The following is an 18,593-nucleotide window of genomic DNA, read 5'->3' as shown; positions in this document are numbered from 1 at the left end:
CATGACTACAGATTTTAAACAACAAGCTTTGCAAGTCCTGCAGATAGAAGCCACCGCCATCAGCGAGCTGGCACGTTTTATCGACCAGGACTTTGAACAAGCCTGCCAGCTGATCCTAACCAGTACCGGACGGGTTATCGTCTCAGGCATGGGCAAATCAGGCCACATCGCCAATAAAATTGCAGCCACCTTTGCGTCCACTGGCACGCCAGCCTTTTTTGTTCACCCGGGCGAAGCCAGCCATGGCGATCTTGGCATGATTACCAAAGACGATGTGGTACTGGCCATCTCCAACTCAGGGGAAACCGGAGAGGTTCTAACCATCATTCCTGTGCTTAAGCGTATAGGTGCGCGTCTGATTGGCATGACCGGCAACCCAGCTTCGACTTTAGCCCGGTTGGCCGATGTGCATGTCTGTGTGCAGGTGGAACAAGAAGCCTGCCCACTCGGACTGGCCCCGACGGCCAGCACCACAGCGACACTGGCCATGGGCGATGCGATGGCCGTTGCGCTGCTCAATGCGCGCGGCTTTTCTGCCGATGATTTTGCGCTGTCACACCCTGGCGGTAGCCTGGGACGCCGCTTACTGTTGCGGCTGGAAGATGTGATGCACACCGGCGCCACCATCCCGATGGTGCCAATGAACGCCACCATTAAGGCCGCCTTGCTTGAGATGTCGGCCAAAGGGCTCGGCATGACCACCGTGGTCGATGAAAACGGCGTCTTGCAGGGTATTTTTACCGATGGTGACTTGCGGCGTATTCTGGATCAACGTTTTGATATCCATGAGACACCCATTACAGCGGTAATGACACGGGATTGCATTACCGCCAAACCTCAGATGCTGGCCGCTGAAGCTTTAAAGCTGATGGAACAACGAAAAATCAATGGCCTGGCCATTGTCAACGACCAGCAACAAACGGTAGGAGCCATGAACATGCACGATTTACTGAAAGCTGGGGTGCTGTAATGCAAGCATTATTTACCCAGTGCTATCAACCAGTTACCGACTCACTGTGGCAGCGAGCGGGTCAGGTCCAGCTGTTGATTTGCGACGTCGACGGCGTTTTTTCCGATGGCCGCATTTATTTAGGCAATCAGGGAGAAGAGCTGAAAGCTTTTCATACCCGTGATGGTTTTGGCGTCAAAGCTTTGCGTAAAGCGGGTATCGAAGTTGCTATCATTACCGGTCGCCGGTCCGACATCGTTCGCGATCGCATGCAATCACTGACCGTCCCTTACATCTACCAGGGACAAGAACACAAAACCCCCGCTTTTCAGGAGCTGCTGGAAAAAACGCAGTTGGCACCAGAACAAGTGGCCTACATTGGCGATGACTTAAGTGACTGGGAGGTAATGCAAAAGGTTGGACTTAGTATCGCCGTCGCCGATGCTCACCCCTATTTACGCCTGCAGAGCCAGTACGTCACCCAATGCCCAGGCGGCTTTGGCGCGGTGAGGGAAGCAGCCGATTTGTTGCTGATGAGCCGGGATGCCTTTAATCAGTTTCAAGGCAGCAGCTCATGAGACGTTGGTTGTTGCTGCTGCTTGCTGTGACGCTGTCGGCCAGCCTCTGGTATTGGTGGAGCCATAGCGATGATGATCAGCGGCCAGCCACCGAACCGGAACTGATCCCGGACTTTATTGCCGAAAACCTGACCCGAATCGTCTACGATGAACAGGGTCAACTTAGCGAGCTGGTGCAGGCTGTACGGATGGAGCATTACGATTTGCTCGGCTTCACCCAGCTGGAAAAGCCGGTATTTACCTTGCTCGATAGGACACAGCAGCGGAATTGGCAGCTGTCCAGCAACAGTGCCGTCTTGTATCCGGATGATAAGCTGATTCTGGACGGAGCCGTGCTGCTGCAGAACCTGTCCGCCGACGCATTGATTGATCAAGTGCAAACCGGTTATCTTGAAATGCTGTTACCTTCAGAGCAACTAGTCACCGATGAAAGGGTCGAACTGGTTGGCGATGGCTTTTCAATTGTTGGCCGAGGTCTTAGGGCCAGCATCGTGCAACAAAGCATCGAACTTAAAGAACATATTCGGACGGATTACCATCATGAACCTTAAGATCACATGGCTCGCATTGTTATTCACCCTATCGGTGGCAGCATCGACCCAAAATGACTTCCAACAGCCTTTAAGTATCGACTCGGAAGCCTTTTTCACCGACCTGCAAAGTGCCAATGTAGTCTATGAACGCAATGTTCTGGTGCAACAAGGCAGCCTGATCATTCGGGCTGACCGATTGGAGGTTGATGGCTCCGCTGGTAAAGGCCTGGAAATCTTTATTGCCACCGGCAGCCCGGCCACCTACAGTCAACAGATGGAGGATGGCAGTCTGGTCGAAGCCCAGGCTCAAGAGGTCCGCTATGACCGCGCCAGCCGTATTCTAATCATGACTGGCGAAGCCGAACTTAAGCAAAGCGGCAGCCTGGTGCAAGCTGCTCGTATTGAATACAACATGGAAAGTCAACAGATGCAGGCAGAGCGCGGAGAAAATGGCCGGGTTCGCACTATTTTCGCGCCGGAAAGCCTGCCTCAGCCTGAACCCAAACCCGAGAGTCAACAGCCATGAAGTTAACGGCCAGTCACCTTGCAAAGAGCTACAAAGGTCGCCAGGTGGTGAAAAATGTCAGCCTGGAAGTTAGTGCAGGTCAAATTGTTGGCTTGCTTGGCCCGAATGGAGCCGGCAAAACCACCACCTTTTACATGATTGTGGGTTTGGTCCCCAGTGACCGCGGTGAAATCCGGCTGGGCGAGCAAGATCTAACCGATCAGCCCATTCATCAGCGTGCCCGGCTGGGCATTGGCTACCTGCCGCAAGAAAGCTCTATTTTCCGCAAGCTGACGGTTCGTCAGAACCTGATGGCAATTCTGCAAACCCGGTCGGATCTCAATGCCGCAGCTCAGGAAGAAACCGCAGATGACTTGCTGGAAGAATTTCACATCGGCCACATCAGCAACAGCCTGGGCATGAGCCTGTCCGGCGGTGAACGGCGACGTGTTGAAATCGCCCGGGCACTGGCAGCCAATCCCGGCTTTATTCTGCTCGATGAGCCTTTTGCCGGTGTCGATCCCATCTCGGTGCTGGACATCAAAAAAATTATTCAGCACCTCAGTCAACGGGGTATTGGCGTTCTGATTACCGATCACAATGTACGGGAAACCCTGGATGTCTGTGAAACGGCTTACATCGTTAGCCATGGTGAATTGATAGCCAAAGGTTCCCCTGCCGACGTCCTGGCAAATCAGCACGTCAGAGATGTATACCTAGGTGAGCAATTCAGGCTATAGTTAATGAGTCAGGCTTTTTCATTTTTGCAGGAGCATAAGTCACGTCAATGAAGCCATCTTTGCAACTTCGTCTTGGCCAGCAACTTACGATGACCCCCCAGTTACAGCAGGCAATCCGGCTGCTGCAGCTGTCGACCATCGAGTTGCAGCAGGAAATTCAGGAGGCACTGGATGCCAACCCGCTGCTGGAATCGGCAGAGGACTATGAGTCGCAAAATGGCAGCGATGAGCATGGCCTGGGTGAGCTGGCGGCAGATGCCCACAAAGAACACACCAACAGCACAGACGACAGCAACGACGAACCCATCGAGCCCGATACCGGTGAAGCCATGACCAGCCAGGACATCAGCGACGACTTGCCGCTGGATAATCACTGGGATGATCTGGTCAGTGCCGCCCCAGTCAGCACCGGCAGTTACAATGGCGAAGACGACAGCTTGTATCAAGGCGAAACCACCGAAACCCTGCAAAGTTACCTGCGCTGGCAAATGGAGCTGACCCCTTTTTCCGACACCGATCGCGCCATTGCCGAAATAATCATCGAAGCCATCGATGAAAGCGGCTTTCTCACCATCAGCTGTGACGATATTCTCGAGTCTTTGGGTATGGTCGATGTAGAAGCCGATGAAGTCGAAGCGGTACTAAAGCGCATTCAATTATTTGATCCCATCGGGGTTGGCTCGCGCAGTGTGCAGGAGTCTTTGCTGGTTCAGCTGCGTCAGTTCGAGCCAGATACCCCGATGCTGGCAGAAGCCAGGCAGCTAATCAGCCAGCATGCAGACTTGTTGGCCAACAGGGATTTTCGCACCCTGATGAAGTTGACCAGGCTAAAAGAGCATGAACTACGCGATGCGATGAAGTTGATCCACAGCCTAAATCCACGGCCTGGTACCACTGTGATCCGGGAAGAACAAAGCTACATTATCCCGGATGTCACCGTGAAGAAGGTGAAAGGTCGCTGGCAAGTGGAACTTAATCCGGATTCGATGCCCAAAATACGTATCAACCAGCAGTATGCGGCGATGAGCAGAACGGCGAAAAACTCAGCAGACAGCCAGTTTATTCGGTCCCATTTACAAGAAGCCAAGTGGTTTTTAAAAAGCATTGAAAGCAGAAACGACACCCTGCTCAAAGTCGCCAATTGCATTGTGCAACAACAGCAGGGATTTTTTGAACATGGGGAAGAAGCGATGCGACCCATGGTGCTGAATGATGTCGCTGAAATGGTCGGCATGCACGAATCCACCATTTCCAGGGTCACCACACAAAAGTTCATGCACACCCCGCGAGGGATTTTTGAACTGAAGTTCTTTTTCTCCAGTCATGTCAGTACCGAAAATGGCGGCGAATGCTCTTCGACTGCCATCCGGGCACTGATTAAAAAGTTAGTGGCGGCGGAAAACCCGACAAAACCACTGAGCGACAGTAAAATGGTGGAAATTTTGTCGGATCAGGGCATCAATGTTGCCCGCAGAACTATTGCCAAGTACCGCGAGGCCTTGCTTATCCCGCCGTCAAATCAACGCAAGACCTTGATCTGAGTACTTAACAAGAAGGAAACAGGCTATGCAAATCAATCTTACCGGTCGTCATGTCGAAATTACAGAAGCCTTAAAAGACTATGTAGACAACAAGTTTGCCAAGCTCGAACGCCACTTTGAGCACATAAACAATGTACATGTGGTGCTAAACGTGGAAAAATTACAACAGATTGCAGAAGCCAAGCTCAACCTGAATGGCGGCGAAGTCTTTGCCGTATCTGAGAGTGAAAATATGTATGCTGCCATTGACCAGTTGATCGACAAACTGGATCGCCAGGTCATTAAGCATAAAGAGAAATTAGCCCGACACTAATTAAGATGACAACACTAAGCACCATGTTATCGCAGGACTGCACCAAAAGTGCAGTCCTTTTTAACAGCAAAAAACGCATTCTTGAATACATAGCAGAGCTGGCCCATCAGCAACTGCCGGATACCTCTGAATATGCCATCCTGGAATCGCTGATGACCCGGGAACGCTTGGGTTCAACCGGCATCGGGGGCGGAATTGCGATTCCGCATGGCAAGTTAAAAGACGTCGAACAGCCAGTGCTGGTCTTTGTCGTCAGCCAGGATCCGATTCAGTTTGATGCCATCGACAACCAAGCGGTGGATATTTTTTGCGCCATTCTGATCCCGGAAAATCAATGCCAGCTGCACTTGAATACCCTGGCATCCATTGCCAAGCTGTTGTCAAAGAAAGAGCTGACCCGGAAAATTCGCCATGCCCAATCGGATCAAGATTTGTATCAAATCCTGCTCAGTGCCAATCAGGAAACGGAGCGTTAAATGAAGCTTTTGGTCGTCAGCGGTCGTTCAGGATCCGGCAAGTCGGTCGCCTTACGAGTGCTGGAGGACCTGGGTTACTACTGCGTTGACAACATTCCTGTCAACTTACTGCCCACCCTGGCCAATGCCGTGATGGACAAGTACGAGCGGGTCGCGATTAGCATTGATGTGCGTAACTTGCCGGAGGATCCGGATGAACTGGCCGAAATTCTGACCTACCTGCCCCGTAAACTGGAACTGACCATTTTGTATCTGGATGCCGATCACAACAGCCTGATCAAGCGATTCAGTGAAACCCGTCGTATGCATCCATTATCGCATCAATCGATGTCACTGGATGATGCCATTTTACGTGAGCAGCAATTGCTGGATCCTATCGCCAGCCGGGCCGATCTCTACATCGATACCACCGACCTGAATGTCTATCAACTGTCCGATCAAATTCGCGAGCGTTTATTAGGGCAGCAATCAGGTCGCCTGGTGATCCTGTTTGAGTCGTTCGGCTTTAAATACGGCATTCCAAAAGATGCAGACTTTGTGTTTGATGCCCGCTTTTTACCGAACCCACACTGGGAGCCAGAGCTAAAGCCACAAACCGGATTGGATTTGCCAGTGCAGCAGTACCTGAGTGCGAAGCAGGTGGTGCAGGACTACATTCAGCAAATCCATCAATTTGTCAGTCAATGGCTGCCTGAACTGGAAAAAAACAACCGCAGCTACCTGACCATCGCCATTGGCTGCACCGGTGGCCAGCACCGTTCTGTTTTTATCGCCGAGCAATTGACCGCCCTGCTGCGTGAACAGCGCAGCGACATTCAAATTCGCCACCGCGAACTGGTACGTCATCATGGCCACAAGGTGTAGCACTCAGGTCACCATTGTCAATGCGCTGGGGTTGCATGCCCGCCCGGCAGCCAGGCTGGCACAGCTGTGTCAGCAGTTTCACAGTCGGATTGAACTACGCCAGGAAACAAAAACTGCCGATGCCAGCAGTGTGTTGGCTTTGTTGATGCTGGCAAGCAGCCAGGGCAAGTCGGTTGAAGTGATTGCCGAAGGCGACGATGCCGAAACCGCAATGCAGGCGGTGGTGCAGCTGATCGCCAACGGTTTTGAGGAAGGTTAAGCCGCTGCTGCATTCAAACCGGCGGCGATTGACTGGCAAAACCCGGAAGCGCCAGCAAAGCGCTCCCGGTTCTCTCACTTAAGGGCGCTGCTGCTGCGCCTGACGCACCATCTCCAGCAAGAAGCCATACTCTTCAGCCACCTGCTCTTGACGGGCGAAGCGACCTGAGCGTCCGCCATGGCCGGCTTCCATGGTGGTACGGAACAAAATAGGCCGCTCGGAGGTATTGACCGTACGAAGCTTAGCCACCCACTTTGCCGGTTCGAAGTACTGCACCTGGGAATCATGAAAGCCGGTGGTAACGAACAATGCCGGATACGCCTGCTCCCGCACCTGATCGTAAGGTGAATACGACAACATGTAGTCGTAGTAGACTTTGTCGTTCGGGTTGCCCCACTCATCGTACTCATTGGTGGTGAGCGGTAGGCTTTCATCCAGCATGGTGGTCACTACATCGACAAAAGGAACATGCGAGACCAGGGCCAGGTATTTTTCCGGTGCCATATTAGCGACGGCCCCCATCAGCAAACCACCGGCACTGCCGCCCATGCCAATCACAGTATCTGCTGCCGCATACTTGTGCTCAACCAGATAATCGGTGACGGCAATAAAATCGGTAAAGGTATTTACTTTATTCAGCAGTTTTCCATCTTCGTACCAATGCCGCCCCATTTCCTGACCACCGCGGATATGGGCAATGGCGTAGACAAAGCCCCGATCAACCAACGACAGAATATTGGAACGGAAAAATGGGTCCATCGAAAAACCATAAGAACCATAAGCGTACTGGTACAACGGTGCCGAGCCATCACGCTCAAAGTCTTTACGATACAACAGACTCACCGGTACCTTCACACCATCTTCGACCGGGACCCAGACCCGCTCAGTGCGGTACTGGCTTTGATCAAAGCCACCCAACACCTCCTGCTGCTTCAATAAACGGCGCTCGCCAGTTTTCATATGCACTTCGTACACGCTGGAGGGTGTCGTGAGCGAGGTATAGGTATAGCGAAGCCATTGCTGGTTTTGTTCCGGGTTCACTGAAAACGCCATCACATAACTGGGTTCATCGGAGGCCAGAAACTGTTGCTTGCTCAGATCCTGCCAATCCAGCAAACGGATACGACGCAGACCATCACTGCGCTCATTGATCGCCAGGTAGTCTTCAAAGGCGATAAAGCTTTCAATAAAGACCTGTTCGTCGTGGGCGATCAATTCCTGCCAGTGATCACGGTTGCCCAATTTCTCCTGGCCAACCGTCATAATACGATTGTTGGGTGCATCCCAATCGGTACTGATAATCCAGCGGCCTGCTATGTGATCGACCGAGTATTTAAAGTCCCGCTGTCTTGGCGCGACCAGTTGAAACTCGCCCTCAGGCTGAGATGCATCCAGCACATGGAACTCATTGGACACCGTACTGTAAAGCCCAATGATCACAAAGTTTCTATCCCGGGTATTGCCAACGCCCATAAAAAAGCTGTTGTCGTGCTCCTGATACACCAAAGCGCGCTCAGCAACAGGCTTGCCCAGCTGATGCCGATAGACCTTGGTACTAAGAAGCGTCACGGGATCATTCTCCACCACAAACAGATGCTTGCTGTCGGCACTCCAGGCCAGTGAGGAAGATAAGCCCGTAATGCTGTCATCCAACAAAGCACCTGTGGTCAAATCTTTAATCCGCAGCTGGTACTGGCGCCGCCCAGTGGTGTCTTCCAAATAAGCCAACTTGGTTTGATCCGGACTGACCGACCAGTTGGCCACCACAAAGTAGTCGTGACCTTCAGCCAATGCATTCACATCCAGTATAATCTGCTCGTCACCACCGGCCACAGGTGTCCGGACATAGATCGGGTGCTCTTTACCGGCTTCATAACGGCTGCTGTAAAGATAATCTCCCATCACATAGGGCACCGAGCTGTCGTCTTGTGGCATACGGCCAATCAGCTCCTGGGTTAATTTTTCCACCACCGGCTGGTAGGCAGCCTGAAAAGCTAAAGCATAGGCATTTTCAGCCTCCAGGTAAGCAATGACTTCCGGGCTGCTGCGCGCATCATCTCTAAGCCAGTAGTAAGGATCAATGCGATCGCCGTGAGGCGAAGTCACAGTATGGGGGCGAACATCGGCCAGCGGAGGCTGAGGCAGCTCAGCCCAGGCTGCACCACTGACCAGCAGCGGTACACTCAAAAGGGTTGTGGTTAGTTTCATCATGGCTTCCTTGGTTTGTTGCAGAAAAATTATCATGCTGTGGCTAACCGCGCCAGCACCGGGTTGCAGCAAAATGTAACCAGGTATTGCAGTCTGGTCGAAAATTTAATTCACAAAGTGCTGAATTTGCGCTTTACTTAGCACAAATGACAACAAAGGATGCAAGGACACCATGATGAGCCTGATGAGTGTAGATGAAGTAGCTGAGTTTCTTGGCGTGCAAGCCATTCGGGTAGAGCGCTTAGCGCGGGAAAACCTGCTGGTAACCTCGGATAAAGATGAGCAAGGCAAGCCATTGTTCAAAAAAGAAGATGTCGAACGTTACAAGCTTTTGGCCGAGCGGTTAGGGGGACTCTGAGCCTGCCTCAGGGTTGCTGTCGCAACAATGCATGCAGCCGCTGTTGATGTGGCTGCGCCATAGCCTCCCCTTCAGGCAGGGTCCGGTACCAAAGCCAGCAAAAGGCCTGATACACCACTCTGGCGGCCGCCAACTTCTGCTGCCACTGCTCCAGGCTTAAACCTGCACTGCGCTGCTGTACATAGCACTGCAGCAATTGCTGGCTAGCGGACTCATCCAGCGCAAAGTTTTCCACCACCGACGCCAAATCCAGGCTGCTGTCTGCCAGCTGCGCATATTCGAAATCCAGCAGCCAAATCCGTTGCTGTTGCCAGAGTAAATTGCCGTCATGCAGGTCCAGATGGCACAACACCTTATCTTGCGGCAATTGTTCGAAGCGGTGTACGACCTGCAAGCACTGTTCAAACAGTTGCCGCTGCGCCGGATTAAAATCCGATTGCGCATGGGCGTTCAGCTCGGTGATGTAGCGGCCGGGTTGCAACTGCGGCGTTTGCACCCGCAAACGATGCAAAGCAACCAGCAACTGCGCCATCGGCGCCAGCAGCGCATCATCCAGTTGCAAGGGAGCACCGTCCGGTAAAAACTCGGAAATCAGCACCTGCTGATGGTTGTTCAGACACAAAGGAGCCGGTGCCAGCCCGGCCACGGCCGAGGCGTGTTGGCAACGTAGCTCCTGCTGACGACAGACACCACTGACATCCGGGGCATAATGGCGCACCGCGTACTGGCCACGGCTGGTTTGTATCCAATAGGTCAGATTGGTACTGCCCTGGGACAGGGCTTTCATGGCAAGCGGTGGGTGACTGGCAAAAAACTCAAGATGCAGGCAGAGCTGGCGGATCCGCTGCTCGGCTTGCTGCGTGCTCAGACAGGCTGCAGCGCCTGCTCGCTGGTAGGTTGTTGTTGCCGGTAGTGGCTGCGCCATGCCAGATATCCTATTACGGCCAAGAAAGTGTAGAGTACAAAGAGGCCGGTGGTAAAGTACAGGCCCTTCTGAAAATAAACATAGATGCAAACAGCATCAATCACCACCCAGTACAACCAGTTGGAGAGCACTTTACGTACTACCAACAAGGTGGTCAGAATGCTGAAGGTGGTGGTTTGCGCGTCCAGCCAGGCAAAGTCGGCCTGGGTGTAATTGGCCATGTAGTAGCCCAACACCAGACCAGAACCGGCGGCCAGGCCTATCCAGCCCAAATGCTGTTTCAGCCCCCACTCAATCACCGGTTTGACCTTCTCGGGTTGCTGCAACTGACGCTGCAGCTGTTGCCAGTGCAGCAGACCGTAGACCGCCATGGCGGCGTAATAGAGTTGCAGCAGGGTTTCGGAGTACAACTGGTGCTGCCACATCACATAGGTGTAGATTAAGGTACTGATTAAAGCGGCGGGCCAGCACCAGAGGCTGTGCCGCATCGCCAGCAACAGATAAGCCAGCGCCAGCAACATGGCAACCAGCTCCAGGCTGGTTAACAGCTGCCATTCCTGCCAAAACTGCTGCAAGGCAGCCATCATGGACGCAAATCACCCGGAATAAACTTGCAGACAAACACCTGCTTGCCATACTGCTCGAACGACCAGCGCATGCAGCGCTGCAAGGCCGCCATCACCGCATCGTAGTCGCCAAAAATCTGAGTGCTCATGGTATTGGTGACGATGTGCAGTTCCGGCTCTTGCTGCAAGCGGCCAATAAAGGCCTTAATCGGGCCAATGTAGTCATCGGCCAACGGGTATTTGCTGATTTCTACCGACAGTTGCATGGCGCACTCCTTAGAATTGATAACTGGCACTTAAACCAATGCGACGCGGCTCACCCCACTGCTGGTAGGTATGGGGAGCGTACTCGTCGCGCGGGTCATTGCCAAAGAAAAAGCCCCGTACACCATAGTCCTGATCAAAGGCATTGCGCAACCAAAGAGCGAATTGCCAGTGCTCAAGCTGATAGCTCAGCCGCAGATTGACCAACTCCGAGCTCTCAGACTTCGCATTATGGCCATCGGAGTAATAAAAGCTGCTTTTGCCCTGCACGCTGGCTTGCAAGGTGAGCTGGTCCGTCAAGAACCAGTCGCCCGCTAGCTGGTAGGTAAAGCGCGGCGCATGGGCCTGATCCCGGCCGGTCATATCCAGTTCGGACTGAGTGATGTAAGGCCCCAGTTTGGATTTCAGCAAGCCCGCATTCAGATGCAGCGTAAAGCTCGGATGCAGCACAATCCGGTTTTCCATCTCCAGGCCATAGTTGCGCCCACGACCGGCATTGTCGATAAAGCCAGCAAACTCCGGCCCTAAATCCGGGTTCAACCAGCCTTTGACTTGCATGTCATCACGCCACATATGAAAGACCGCCACCCGGGTGACCAGACTGCCATCGGCGGCAACGCCTTTTACCCCAAACTCGGCATTGACCAGGGTTTCCGGCTTAAAGGTCGCTTGTTGCAGCAAGGCTTCCAGGCCATCGTCACCGGCTCTGGACAGCGCCTCGCCATTGACCCCACCGACCTTGTAGCCGCGCGACAGCAAAGTGTATATCATCGCCTGATCGCTGGCCTGGAAATTCAGGCTGATCTTGCCGCCCCACATGGTATGGCTTTGATCGATGCTGATGCCACCACTGTCACGGTATTCATCCTGATAGCGCTCGATCCGCCCACCAACCACCAGAGTGGTTTGCGCCGAAATCGGCGTACTGGTCTCGCCATAGGCCGCCAGGTTATCGCGCTGCAGACGGTTGTCAAAGGCACGCAAGCGCGAGCCAGAGCGCCGATCCCGCTGCAGGGTCAGATCGCGGCCACTGACGTAAAAACCGAGCACCCAATCGGTGGCATCAACCAGGCGGCCTTGCTCATCCGACACCAGGCGGTAGTCCAGTGTCCATTGCTCACGAGTGCGCTGGTAGCGATCAAAGGCTGAGTACTCCCAGCCAGGCCGGATACCAACAAAAGCCCAATCTTCATCAAAGCTGTAATCCGAGTCGGCACTCAGCCAGCTGAGCTGCCACATCAAGTCTGCTCCGACAAAGCCGCTGTAGTCGTTTCTTAGCGCCAGTGCTTTGCTGCGCAGCCGATCCTGACCTGGTTCATCCGACAAGGTGGTACGGTTTTTATCCAACGAAAAGGCATCGTAGCCGTTGTTTTGCTCAATAAAGTGGCCAATCAGCTGCCACTGCGAGGCATCGCTCTGGCGAAACAGCAAGCGGGTGCGTGCCGTAAGCTCGTCAATGTCGTTGGTATCTTTGCGGCCCAGGTGGGTGTTTTCGATAAAGCCATCGGATGCTTGCTTGTCCAGCGTCAGGCTATAAGCCAGCTGCTCGCTGAGGGCATCGCTGAGCATGCCACTTAACTGCCAGCTGTTGTAATTGGCCAGGCTGGCACTGAGCGCACCTTCGCGCTGAAAGCCCGGCTGCTTCGAAGACAAGTTCAGCATGCCGGCCATGGCGTTGGTGCCAAAGCGGGTGGCCTCGGGACCGCGAAACACTTCCAACTGCTCGGCATGGGCAATGCTGCTGATGCCAAGACCAGAGTAGTCGATGCCATCAATCAGCACCCCGACTGAAGGGTTGATCACATCAATAAATTCGCTGCGCTCACCGATGCCCCGTACCTGCACAAAGCGGGCGCGCGAAGCGCCAGCAGCAAAGTTGACATTGGCCAGTTGCCGCAGCACATCGTCCAGGTGCTGGGCCGAGTTGCGCTCCATATCCTGCTCGGAAACGACCGCTATGCTGCCGGCAATGTTCTGCACCGACAAACGACGAAAATCGCCCTGCACTTCCAAACGTTCAATGGACTCTTCGGCAACAGTGGTAAAGGAGGCAAGAATACAAGCGGCAACAACGGAATAACGACAGCGCATGGTGATCTCCGGTAAGGGATCATCCGCGCAAAAGGAGTCAGCAACACCATCCCTCCGCCGGCATGATCCGGATCAGGTTCTTGGGGTTCGCTTAGCAGCATCTCAGCACTCTTTCGAGCACACCCCCTGGTAGGCGCGCAGTGTAACGATTTTCGTGCCAGCTGGCAATCCTGCTAGCACACAAGAGAAAAAACACAGAATTTAACTTGACATCATTAAAATTAACAACAATGATTAAATTGCGCGCAAAACACACAATAATTCTACTTTAAGTATACATGAGGATACTTCCAATGAAACAACTTAGCAGGATTGCTTTGTGTCTACCGCTTTTACTGCTCAATATTGAGCATACCCCGGACACCAATGTCTATGAACAACTTAACGAGCCATCATCATTGATTAGTGTTGGCTGGGGTTGGCGCCTGACATTGAATACTGCAGATGCAAGCCAACAATGCGAGTCACCATGGGGCGGTGATATGGTTACATGTGGTCAACAACCACCTGGCTGGGATCCAATTTGGCCTGACCCATGGGACGATCCATGTCGCTATGGTTGTAATGATAATTCTGATGGTGGCGGTGGCGGTTCTGGACCAACGCAGCCATCTGAGCCAACACCACCAAATGATTATAGACCTGTTAGCTATGAAAGATGCATAGCGGACGCGGGGAATGATAAAGAGCACTGCCAGTACTTAGCCGGCTCTGTAGCTGTACTGACCACTGCACTGTGTACTGGTTTTACATTTCCCCCAGCAGTAGCAGCATGTATTGCTGTTGCGACTGCGGGGGGACTTTGGGAAGCCAGAAATTGTGGTATTAGATACAATGAGCATGTATACGAATGCAGTACACTATTTGCGTCCCATGGAGGTGGATCTGGCGGTGGACATTGCGGCCCATATGGATGTACTGCAATACCATGAGTGCTGATTATTGTGTATGACAAGCATCATAATCTGCTCTAGAAATTATGAAGTAAATATGTACTGGGAAGCTGCTATTGTGTCACTTCCCAGTATAACAGCTTTAACTAACTTACTTTCAATCAGACAAATAACTTGAAGCGGGTTTGAAATGACAGATTCAATCAAACGTACAATTAGAAATGGGAAGCGTACTACTATTTCACTGCTTACTTTGCTAACGTTCACAATTTATTTTCTTGAGTACTATTTCTTAGGATCTATTGGAGTTAGCTTTTTCTCACCATCGATAGGCTCATTTGCTCTAATCATGCTAACAGCAAGTAGCTTCTTCTACTACCTCGAAAAAGCTGCAGCAATGATTAAGTAGAAAGCTCTACAAATGGTAAAAACAATACCTTCAATTGTATGGGCTAGCTACTTGTCACTCAGCCCCCCAATACAATCAGAATTTAACATTGCATCAGATAATGGATGTACGACATGAAAAAAACTCATTTGTGGACGATAGGCTGCTTATCCGTCATAGGTGTGACTTTCGTTTTCTTACACGACTTAACAACTGCCTCAGATCAAGATGCTACAGTGGTACCATATAAGGGGCAACTCAATCCCGCGGTTTATTCAGCTAAAACTGCCCCTTTATCATCGCAGAAAGAGGCAGTTCATGATTCTTTCTGTGAAAACTTCGAGTCGTTAAAAGCTGAGCTGGCAGAGATGCATCGAGAGATGCAGCAAGCCGAAGCCAGGTTGTATGATTCCTTAATACAGGCCAATATTTCCATTCAGGGAAAAAACACGATCTACCATGCGGCAGGTTTTTCGGTCAGTGATTTCCGCATCAAGCGGGTCGGCTTTGCCCCCAATAACATCACTCACTTTGCCTTTGAGGGTAGACCAGAACAACTGCCCCCAAGGGTGGATTATCAAGTGATGTTAGCACTAGCCAACGCAGACTACGCCACCATCTTTCAACTGGTTGAGCAAGGTGAGTTAACCCAGAACACCATGATCGCTGGCCAGAATATTTTGTCGAGCCTGATGCTACATACTCAACTAACGCCCGACGCCTTGCAGCAGTTGCTGAGTGCCGGACTGCGGGTAACAATGGCCGACTTGGTGTTTGCCACCCTGACCCGCCAAGATCCGCTGGTATTGGATACACTTGCTCACCGCTTTGATGGTGATTTACATGCAACCTTTCAGGCCAATGGCAAAACCTACAACCTGGTAACCCTAAGTACCGAGTTGCTGCATTACCCCGCACTGCAACTGTGGAGTGGGCTGAGCGTGTCACACGATGTTGAAGCTGATCTATACAGCTCACTGGATATCCTGCCAGTGCCAACCAACCAACACGAAAAAACACAGGCACTGGCTGTGCTGGACTTCTTAGTCAAGTATGGCGTGCAAGCCCACTCCCAACATACCATTAGCCGAATCAATCAATGGAGCAATCATCAGTATCGGGATTTACTGCAGCTATCTGATAGCTTTGAGAAATTGCTTATGAGTAGCAGTATGCCGGAGGAACAGGCAGACTATTTGCGGCAAATGCGTGCTGCGCAGTCTTATTACTATGCCCTGTTTGATCAATTACACGTCCAAAAGCAACAATGCGGTGAGTTAGACATCAGCCAGTATACCCTTTTCGATCACAGCAGCCCCAAAAGCATGCAGGACTGGCTGGCCTCACTCCCTACCATGCATCAACTAAGCGAAGCAGATATATTGGCTTTTCAAATGGCGCTGGATACCCAAAAAGTGGTGGATGCCGGTGATGCTGACAGTGTGGTCGCTTTACTGGAAAAACATGGCAGCCTGGGCGGTGCGCACCCCGAATTTGATCAGGTATTATTTATCAGTATGCTGAACCAGCATGCCAATACCGAGCAATTGATTCAACTGGCGCAATACGCGCCGATCCCGGACTATGCCATCTTTATGTTGATTGCTCAGCAGCGGATTGATGCCATCCCAAGCCTGATTCCTTATGGCCTGAATATGGATGCCACCGATCCTCAGGGGCAGACCCCACTGCAATTTGCCAATCAAGTTGGCTTGAGCTTCGATAAAATGATGCAGTTGTCAGACGCTTTAAGCCTGTCTGCCCAATCGCAGTAGTAAGCTGCCAGCAGGAGGATCCCGCTTGAATCGCTATCTAAACAGGAACTATTTTCACCGTTATCTGGCTGGTGGCCCGGTGCTGCGCCGGGGCCGTCAGGTGAGCCGACGCGATTTTATTATTGCCAGCTCTGGCATTGAGACAACGACCGCGATAGCCGATGAGGTGGCAGCAGCCACCCAGCGCTTCAGCACAGCCGTTAGCATACTCACCAATAGCCAACAACTGGATCTGGAGCAGCTAAGCCATATCAATGCAGCCTTACGCGGTCCACTGGCAAGCCCGCTACTTCGCGACAAGCCTTTGACATTCAAAGCTCTGCGGGCGATGAACAATTACCAATGTCCTGAGCCTGAATTAGCACTGGCACAAAGCCAGCAGTTGCTGAGTCTACACTGGGCGGAACAGGCAACCGCCAAAGAGGCACTGACTTTGTTGGCAGGGCTGACATTGGCTCATCCCTTTACCGAGGGCAACGGCCGCACCACCCGCGCATTGTTTGAAGCCCTGTGTGCTCGCCATCAACACGACATGCTGTCCCCCTATCTGTTTGTACTGTCTTGCAATCGCATGGATGATTTTATTGGCTTTCTTCATTCACACAGAGACACTGCCTATACAGATATTGGTCAGCGCTTTTTCCATGGCTTTTTAGCCTGGCAGGAGCATTTTTCCATGCAGTGCAGCACCATCGAAAGCGATACGGTCAATAAAATCAATAATAAACTGCTTTTTATACAACCCGATCGTTGGCATACCCCTTTGTTGCAGCTTTTCTGGCAATGCCCCATTATCAGCGTTAAAACACTGTCAGCCAAAGTAGCCGACTATTTCGCGGCCAAACCCGCATTGGATACGCTACTTGAACGAGGTATCGTTAGCATGATCACTTTTCACAACGAGCTTTGCTTTGTCGCCGATGATATTCTCGCTGCTCATGAAGCCATTGAAAACTCTTTCTCTGCCGGTCCTTAACCTGTAATTGGCCCCCCAATTAAGGCGGCCAAACGTTTTTGTCTTACAAATTTCATACTGGCCGACTAAAATCAAAGTATCTGTCTTTTTTTACTGGGGTAAGCCCCAGTACTTTATTTGGCCATTACTTTGAAAAACTACTTATTATCACTGGCACTGCTGCTTTTTATCAGCGCCTGTAGCAGCGTTCCGACCAGCAACACCACCGCACCGCTTCCACCAACTATCATTTTGATCTCCATCGATGGTGCCCACCCCAGTTATCTGGAGCGTTACCCCAGCCCGCACCTGAATGCGCTGGCCCAGGCTGGTCTGGTGGCGGATGCGCTTCAGCCGGTGTTTCCCAGCAAGACGTTTCCGAATCACTACTCGCTGGTGACCGGCCTGCACCCGGAAAATCATGGCGTCATTGACAACGGCATGTACGACCCTAAGTTTGATGCCCGCTTTACCATGAGCAACAGCGCGGAAGTGGGCAATGCCCGCTGGTGGGGCGGTGAGCCAATTTGGGTCACGGCAGAAAAACAAGGCCAGGTAGCCGCGACCTACTTCTTTCCGGGCTCAGAGGCTCCTATTAAAGGGGTACGCCCCAGCTACTGGTTTCCCTACGATGGCGATACGCCAAATCGCCAGCGGGTAGAAACTGTGCTTGGTTGGCTGCAATTGCCTGAAGCAGAGCGCCCGCGCATCATTACGCTGTATTTCAGTGATGTCGACTCGATGGGGCATGCGCATGGCCCCAACTCGGCCCAGGTGCGCCAGGCCATGCAGGATATTGATGCGGAAATCGGCCATCTGGTGGCAGGGCTGACTACATTAGGCTTGCTGGATCAGGTCGATTTAATCATTACCTCGGATCATGGCATGGCGGAAGTCAATCAGGCGCAGCACATTGTGATCGATCAGGCCTTTGACCCGGACTTGGCGGTCTATGTGCGCTACTCCCGCGAACTGGTAAGCATCTTCCCCAAAGAGGGGAAAAAAGAAGTGATTTACCAGCAACTCAAAGAAAACCTGCCACCGCAGGCCCGCTTGCTGCGTAAATCCGAGATGCCTGAGCGCTTTCACTTCCAAAATCACCGCCGCATTGCACCCTTGCATGTGCTGGCTGAAATTGACTGGATTTTAGTGCGGCGCAGCTGGCTGCCCGGCATGATCAATGCACCAACCTACCGTGAACCTCGCGGTAGCCATGGTTACGACAACGAAGAGCCGGCGATGCAAGGCATGCTGATCGCTCATGGTCCAAGCTTTAAAGCGCAAACTCGGGTAGAGCGGGTGCGAATGGTCGATTTGTATCAGGTGATGACAGAGATTTTAGGGCTGGAGCCGGCGCCGCACGATGGCGACCCGGCAGTGATCCCCTTGCTCCTGCGCAGCGAATAGGCTCG

Annotated in this window: 19 protein-coding genes and 1 riboswitch; of the genes, 14 read left to right on the top strand and 5 right to left on the bottom strand. The window is 52.2% G+C overall.

The genetic code is table 11. The features are described from left to right. The first annotated feature begins 1 nt into the window (after position 1). From Q3O59_RS00340 to Q3O59_RS00295, 10 genes are read left to right on the top strand one after another with little or no spacing between them, the layout of a single operon-like run. Complete coding sequence (locus Q3O59_RS00340) at positions 2 to 970, top strand: KpsF/GutQ family sugar-phosphate isomerase (RefSeq protein WP_305943719.1); 969 nt, start codon at positions 2 to 4, stop codon at positions 968 to 970. Next, positions 970 to 1,527 carry a 3-deoxy-manno-octulosonate-8-phosphatase KdsC gene (gene kdsC / locus Q3O59_RS00335; protein ID WP_305943718.1) on the top strand — a complete coding sequence of 186 codons (558 nt, stop codon included), beginning with the start codon at positions 970 to 972 and terminating at the stop codon, positions 1,525 to 1,527. Before Q3O59_RS00340 ends, kdsC begins: the two co-directional genes overlap by 1 nt. After that, the gene (gene lptC / locus Q3O59_RS00330; protein ID WP_305943717.1) at positions 1,524 to 2,078 is read left to right on the top strand and encodes an LPS export ABC transporter periplasmic protein LptC; all 555 of its coding nucleotides are present in this window, start codon (positions 1,524 to 1,526) and stop codon (positions 2,076 to 2,078) included. The genes kdsC and lptC overlap by 4 nt, the downstream gene beginning before the upstream one ends. Next, complete coding sequence (gene lptA / locus Q3O59_RS00325) at positions 2,068 to 2,586, top strand: lipopolysaccharide transport periplasmic protein LptA (protein WP_305943716.1); 519 nt, start codon at positions 2,068 to 2,070, stop codon at positions 2,584 to 2,586. The genes lptC and lptA overlap by 11 nt, the downstream gene beginning before the upstream one ends. Continuing rightward, positions 2,583 to 3,305: an LPS export ABC transporter ATP-binding protein gene (gene lptB / locus Q3O59_RS00320; protein WP_305943715.1), complete on the top strand. Its 723-nt coding sequence runs from the start codon at positions 2,583 to 2,585 to the stop codon at positions 3,303 to 3,305. Before lptA ends, lptB begins: the two co-directional genes overlap by 4 nt. A gap of 47 nt (positions 3,306 to 3,352) precedes the next feature. After that, the gene (locus Q3O59_RS00315; RefSeq protein ID WP_228590651.1) at positions 3,353 to 4,846 is read left to right on the top strand and encodes an RNA polymerase factor sigma-54; all 1,494 of its coding nucleotides are present in this window, start codon (positions 3,353 to 3,355) and stop codon (positions 4,844 to 4,846) included. A gap of 25 nt (positions 4,847 to 4,871) precedes the next feature. Beyond that, positions 4,872 to 5,159: a ribosome hibernation promoting factor gene (gene hpf / locus Q3O59_RS00310; protein ID WP_091339274.1), complete on the top strand. Its 288-nt coding sequence runs from the start codon at positions 4,872 to 4,874 to the stop codon at positions 5,157 to 5,159. 5 nt (positions 5,160 to 5,164) lie between these two features. Next, entirely contained in the window at positions 5,165 to 5,635 is a 471-nt protein-coding gene (gene ptsN / locus Q3O59_RS00305; protein WP_228590653.1) for a PTS IIA-like nitrogen regulatory protein PtsN, read from the top strand. After that, positions 5,636 to 6,499, top strand: a complete 864-nt coding sequence (gene rapZ / locus Q3O59_RS00300) for an RNase adapter RapZ (protein WP_228590655.1) — start codon at positions 5,636 to 5,638, stop codon at positions 6,497 to 6,499. Beyond that, positions 6,483 to 6,758: an HPr family phosphocarrier protein gene (locus tag Q3O59_RS00295; RefSeq protein WP_228590657.1), complete on the top strand. Its 276-nt coding sequence runs from the start codon at positions 6,483 to 6,485 to the stop codon at positions 6,756 to 6,758. The genes rapZ and Q3O59_RS00295 overlap by 17 nt, the downstream gene beginning before the upstream one ends. 78 nt (positions 6,759 to 6,836) lie before the next feature. On the opposite strand, the gene Q3O59_RS00290 is transcribed toward Q3O59_RS00295, so the two are convergent. Beyond that, on the bottom strand, positions 6,837 to 8,966 hold the full coding sequence (locus Q3O59_RS00290; RefSeq protein ID WP_305943714.1) for a S9 family peptidase: 2,130 nt from the start codon (positions 8,964 to 8,966) through the stop codon (positions 6,837 to 6,839). A gap of 175 nt (positions 8,967 to 9,141) precedes the next feature. Between Q3O59_RS00290 and Q3O59_RS00285 the strand changes: the two genes are divergently transcribed. Next, positions 9,142 to 9,324 (top strand): helix-turn-helix domain-containing protein, encoded by a 183-nt coding sequence (locus Q3O59_RS00285; RefSeq protein ID WP_228592970.1) that lies wholly within the window; start codon positions 9,142 to 9,144, stop codon positions 9,322 to 9,324. 7 nt (positions 9,325 to 9,331) lie between these two features. Here Q3O59_RS00285 and Q3O59_RS00280 read toward each other — a convergent pair whose 3' ends face one another. From Q3O59_RS00280 to Q3O59_RS00265, 4 genes are read right to left on the bottom strand one after another with little or no spacing between them, the layout of a single operon-like run. After that, positions 9,332 to 10,249, bottom strand: a complete 918-nt coding sequence (locus Q3O59_RS00280) for a phosphotransferase (protein ID WP_305943713.1) — start codon at positions 10,247 to 10,249, stop codon at positions 9,332 to 9,334. Then, positions 10,189 to 10,836 (bottom strand): nicotinamide riboside transporter PnuC, encoded by a 648-nt coding sequence (pnuC, locus tag Q3O59_RS00275; RefSeq protein WP_305943712.1) that lies wholly within the window; start codon positions 10,834 to 10,836, stop codon positions 10,189 to 10,191. The genes Q3O59_RS00280 and pnuC overlap by 61 nt, the downstream gene beginning before the upstream one ends. Next, a complete protein-coding gene (locus Q3O59_RS00270; RefSeq protein WP_305943711.1) occupies positions 10,833 to 11,081 on the bottom strand; it encodes a YkoF family thiamine/hydroxymethylpyrimidine-binding protein in 249 nt (82 codons plus the stop codon). Before Q3O59_RS00270 ends, pnuC begins: the two co-directional genes overlap by 4 nt. A gap of 10 nt (positions 11,082 to 11,091) precedes the next feature. After that, the gene (locus Q3O59_RS00265) at positions 11,092 to 13,170 is read right to left on the bottom strand and encodes a TonB-dependent receptor (RefSeq protein WP_305943710.1); all 2,079 of its coding nucleotides are present in this window, start codon (positions 13,168 to 13,170) and stop codon (positions 11,092 to 11,094) included. Positions 13,171 to 13,202: 32 nt separating this feature from the next. Then, a riboswitch (TPP riboswitch) is annotated at positions 13,203 to 13,307 on the bottom strand. Between the two features lie 1,512 nt (positions 13,308 to 14,819). Between Q3O59_RS00265 and Q3O59_RS00260 the strand changes: the two genes are divergently transcribed. The 3 genes from Q3O59_RS00260 to Q3O59_RS00250 all read left to right on the top strand — a co-directional run bounded on the left by Q3O59_RS00260 (position 14,820) and on the right by Q3O59_RS00250 (position 18,588). After that, complete coding sequence (locus Q3O59_RS00260; RefSeq protein ID WP_305943709.1) at positions 14,820 to 16,226, top strand: hypothetical protein; 1,407 nt, start codon at positions 14,820 to 14,822, stop codon at positions 16,224 to 16,226. Positions 16,227 to 16,251: 25 nt separating this feature from the next. Beyond that, positions 16,252 to 17,202 carry a Fic family protein gene (locus tag Q3O59_RS00255; protein WP_305943708.1) on the top strand — a complete coding sequence of 317 codons (951 nt, stop codon included), beginning with the start codon at positions 16,252 to 16,254 and terminating at the stop codon, positions 17,200 to 17,202. 129 nt (positions 17,203 to 17,331) lie between these two features. Further along, positions 17,332 to 18,588 carry an alkaline phosphatase family protein gene (locus tag Q3O59_RS00250; protein WP_305943707.1) on the top strand — a complete coding sequence of 419 codons (1,257 nt, stop codon included), beginning with the start codon at positions 17,332 to 17,334 and terminating at the stop codon, positions 18,586 to 18,588. Positions 18,589 to 18,593: the final 5 nt, after the last annotated feature.

It is taken from the genome of Alkalimonas delamerensis (assembly GCF_030717955.1).
GTDB classification, from domain to species: Bacteria; Pseudomonadota; Gammaproteobacteria; order Enterobacterales; family Alteromonadaceae; genus Alkalimonas; species Alkalimonas delamerensis.
Note: the sequence above shows the minus strand (reverse complement) of the source record. Positions and strands in the feature narration are given on the sequence as shown.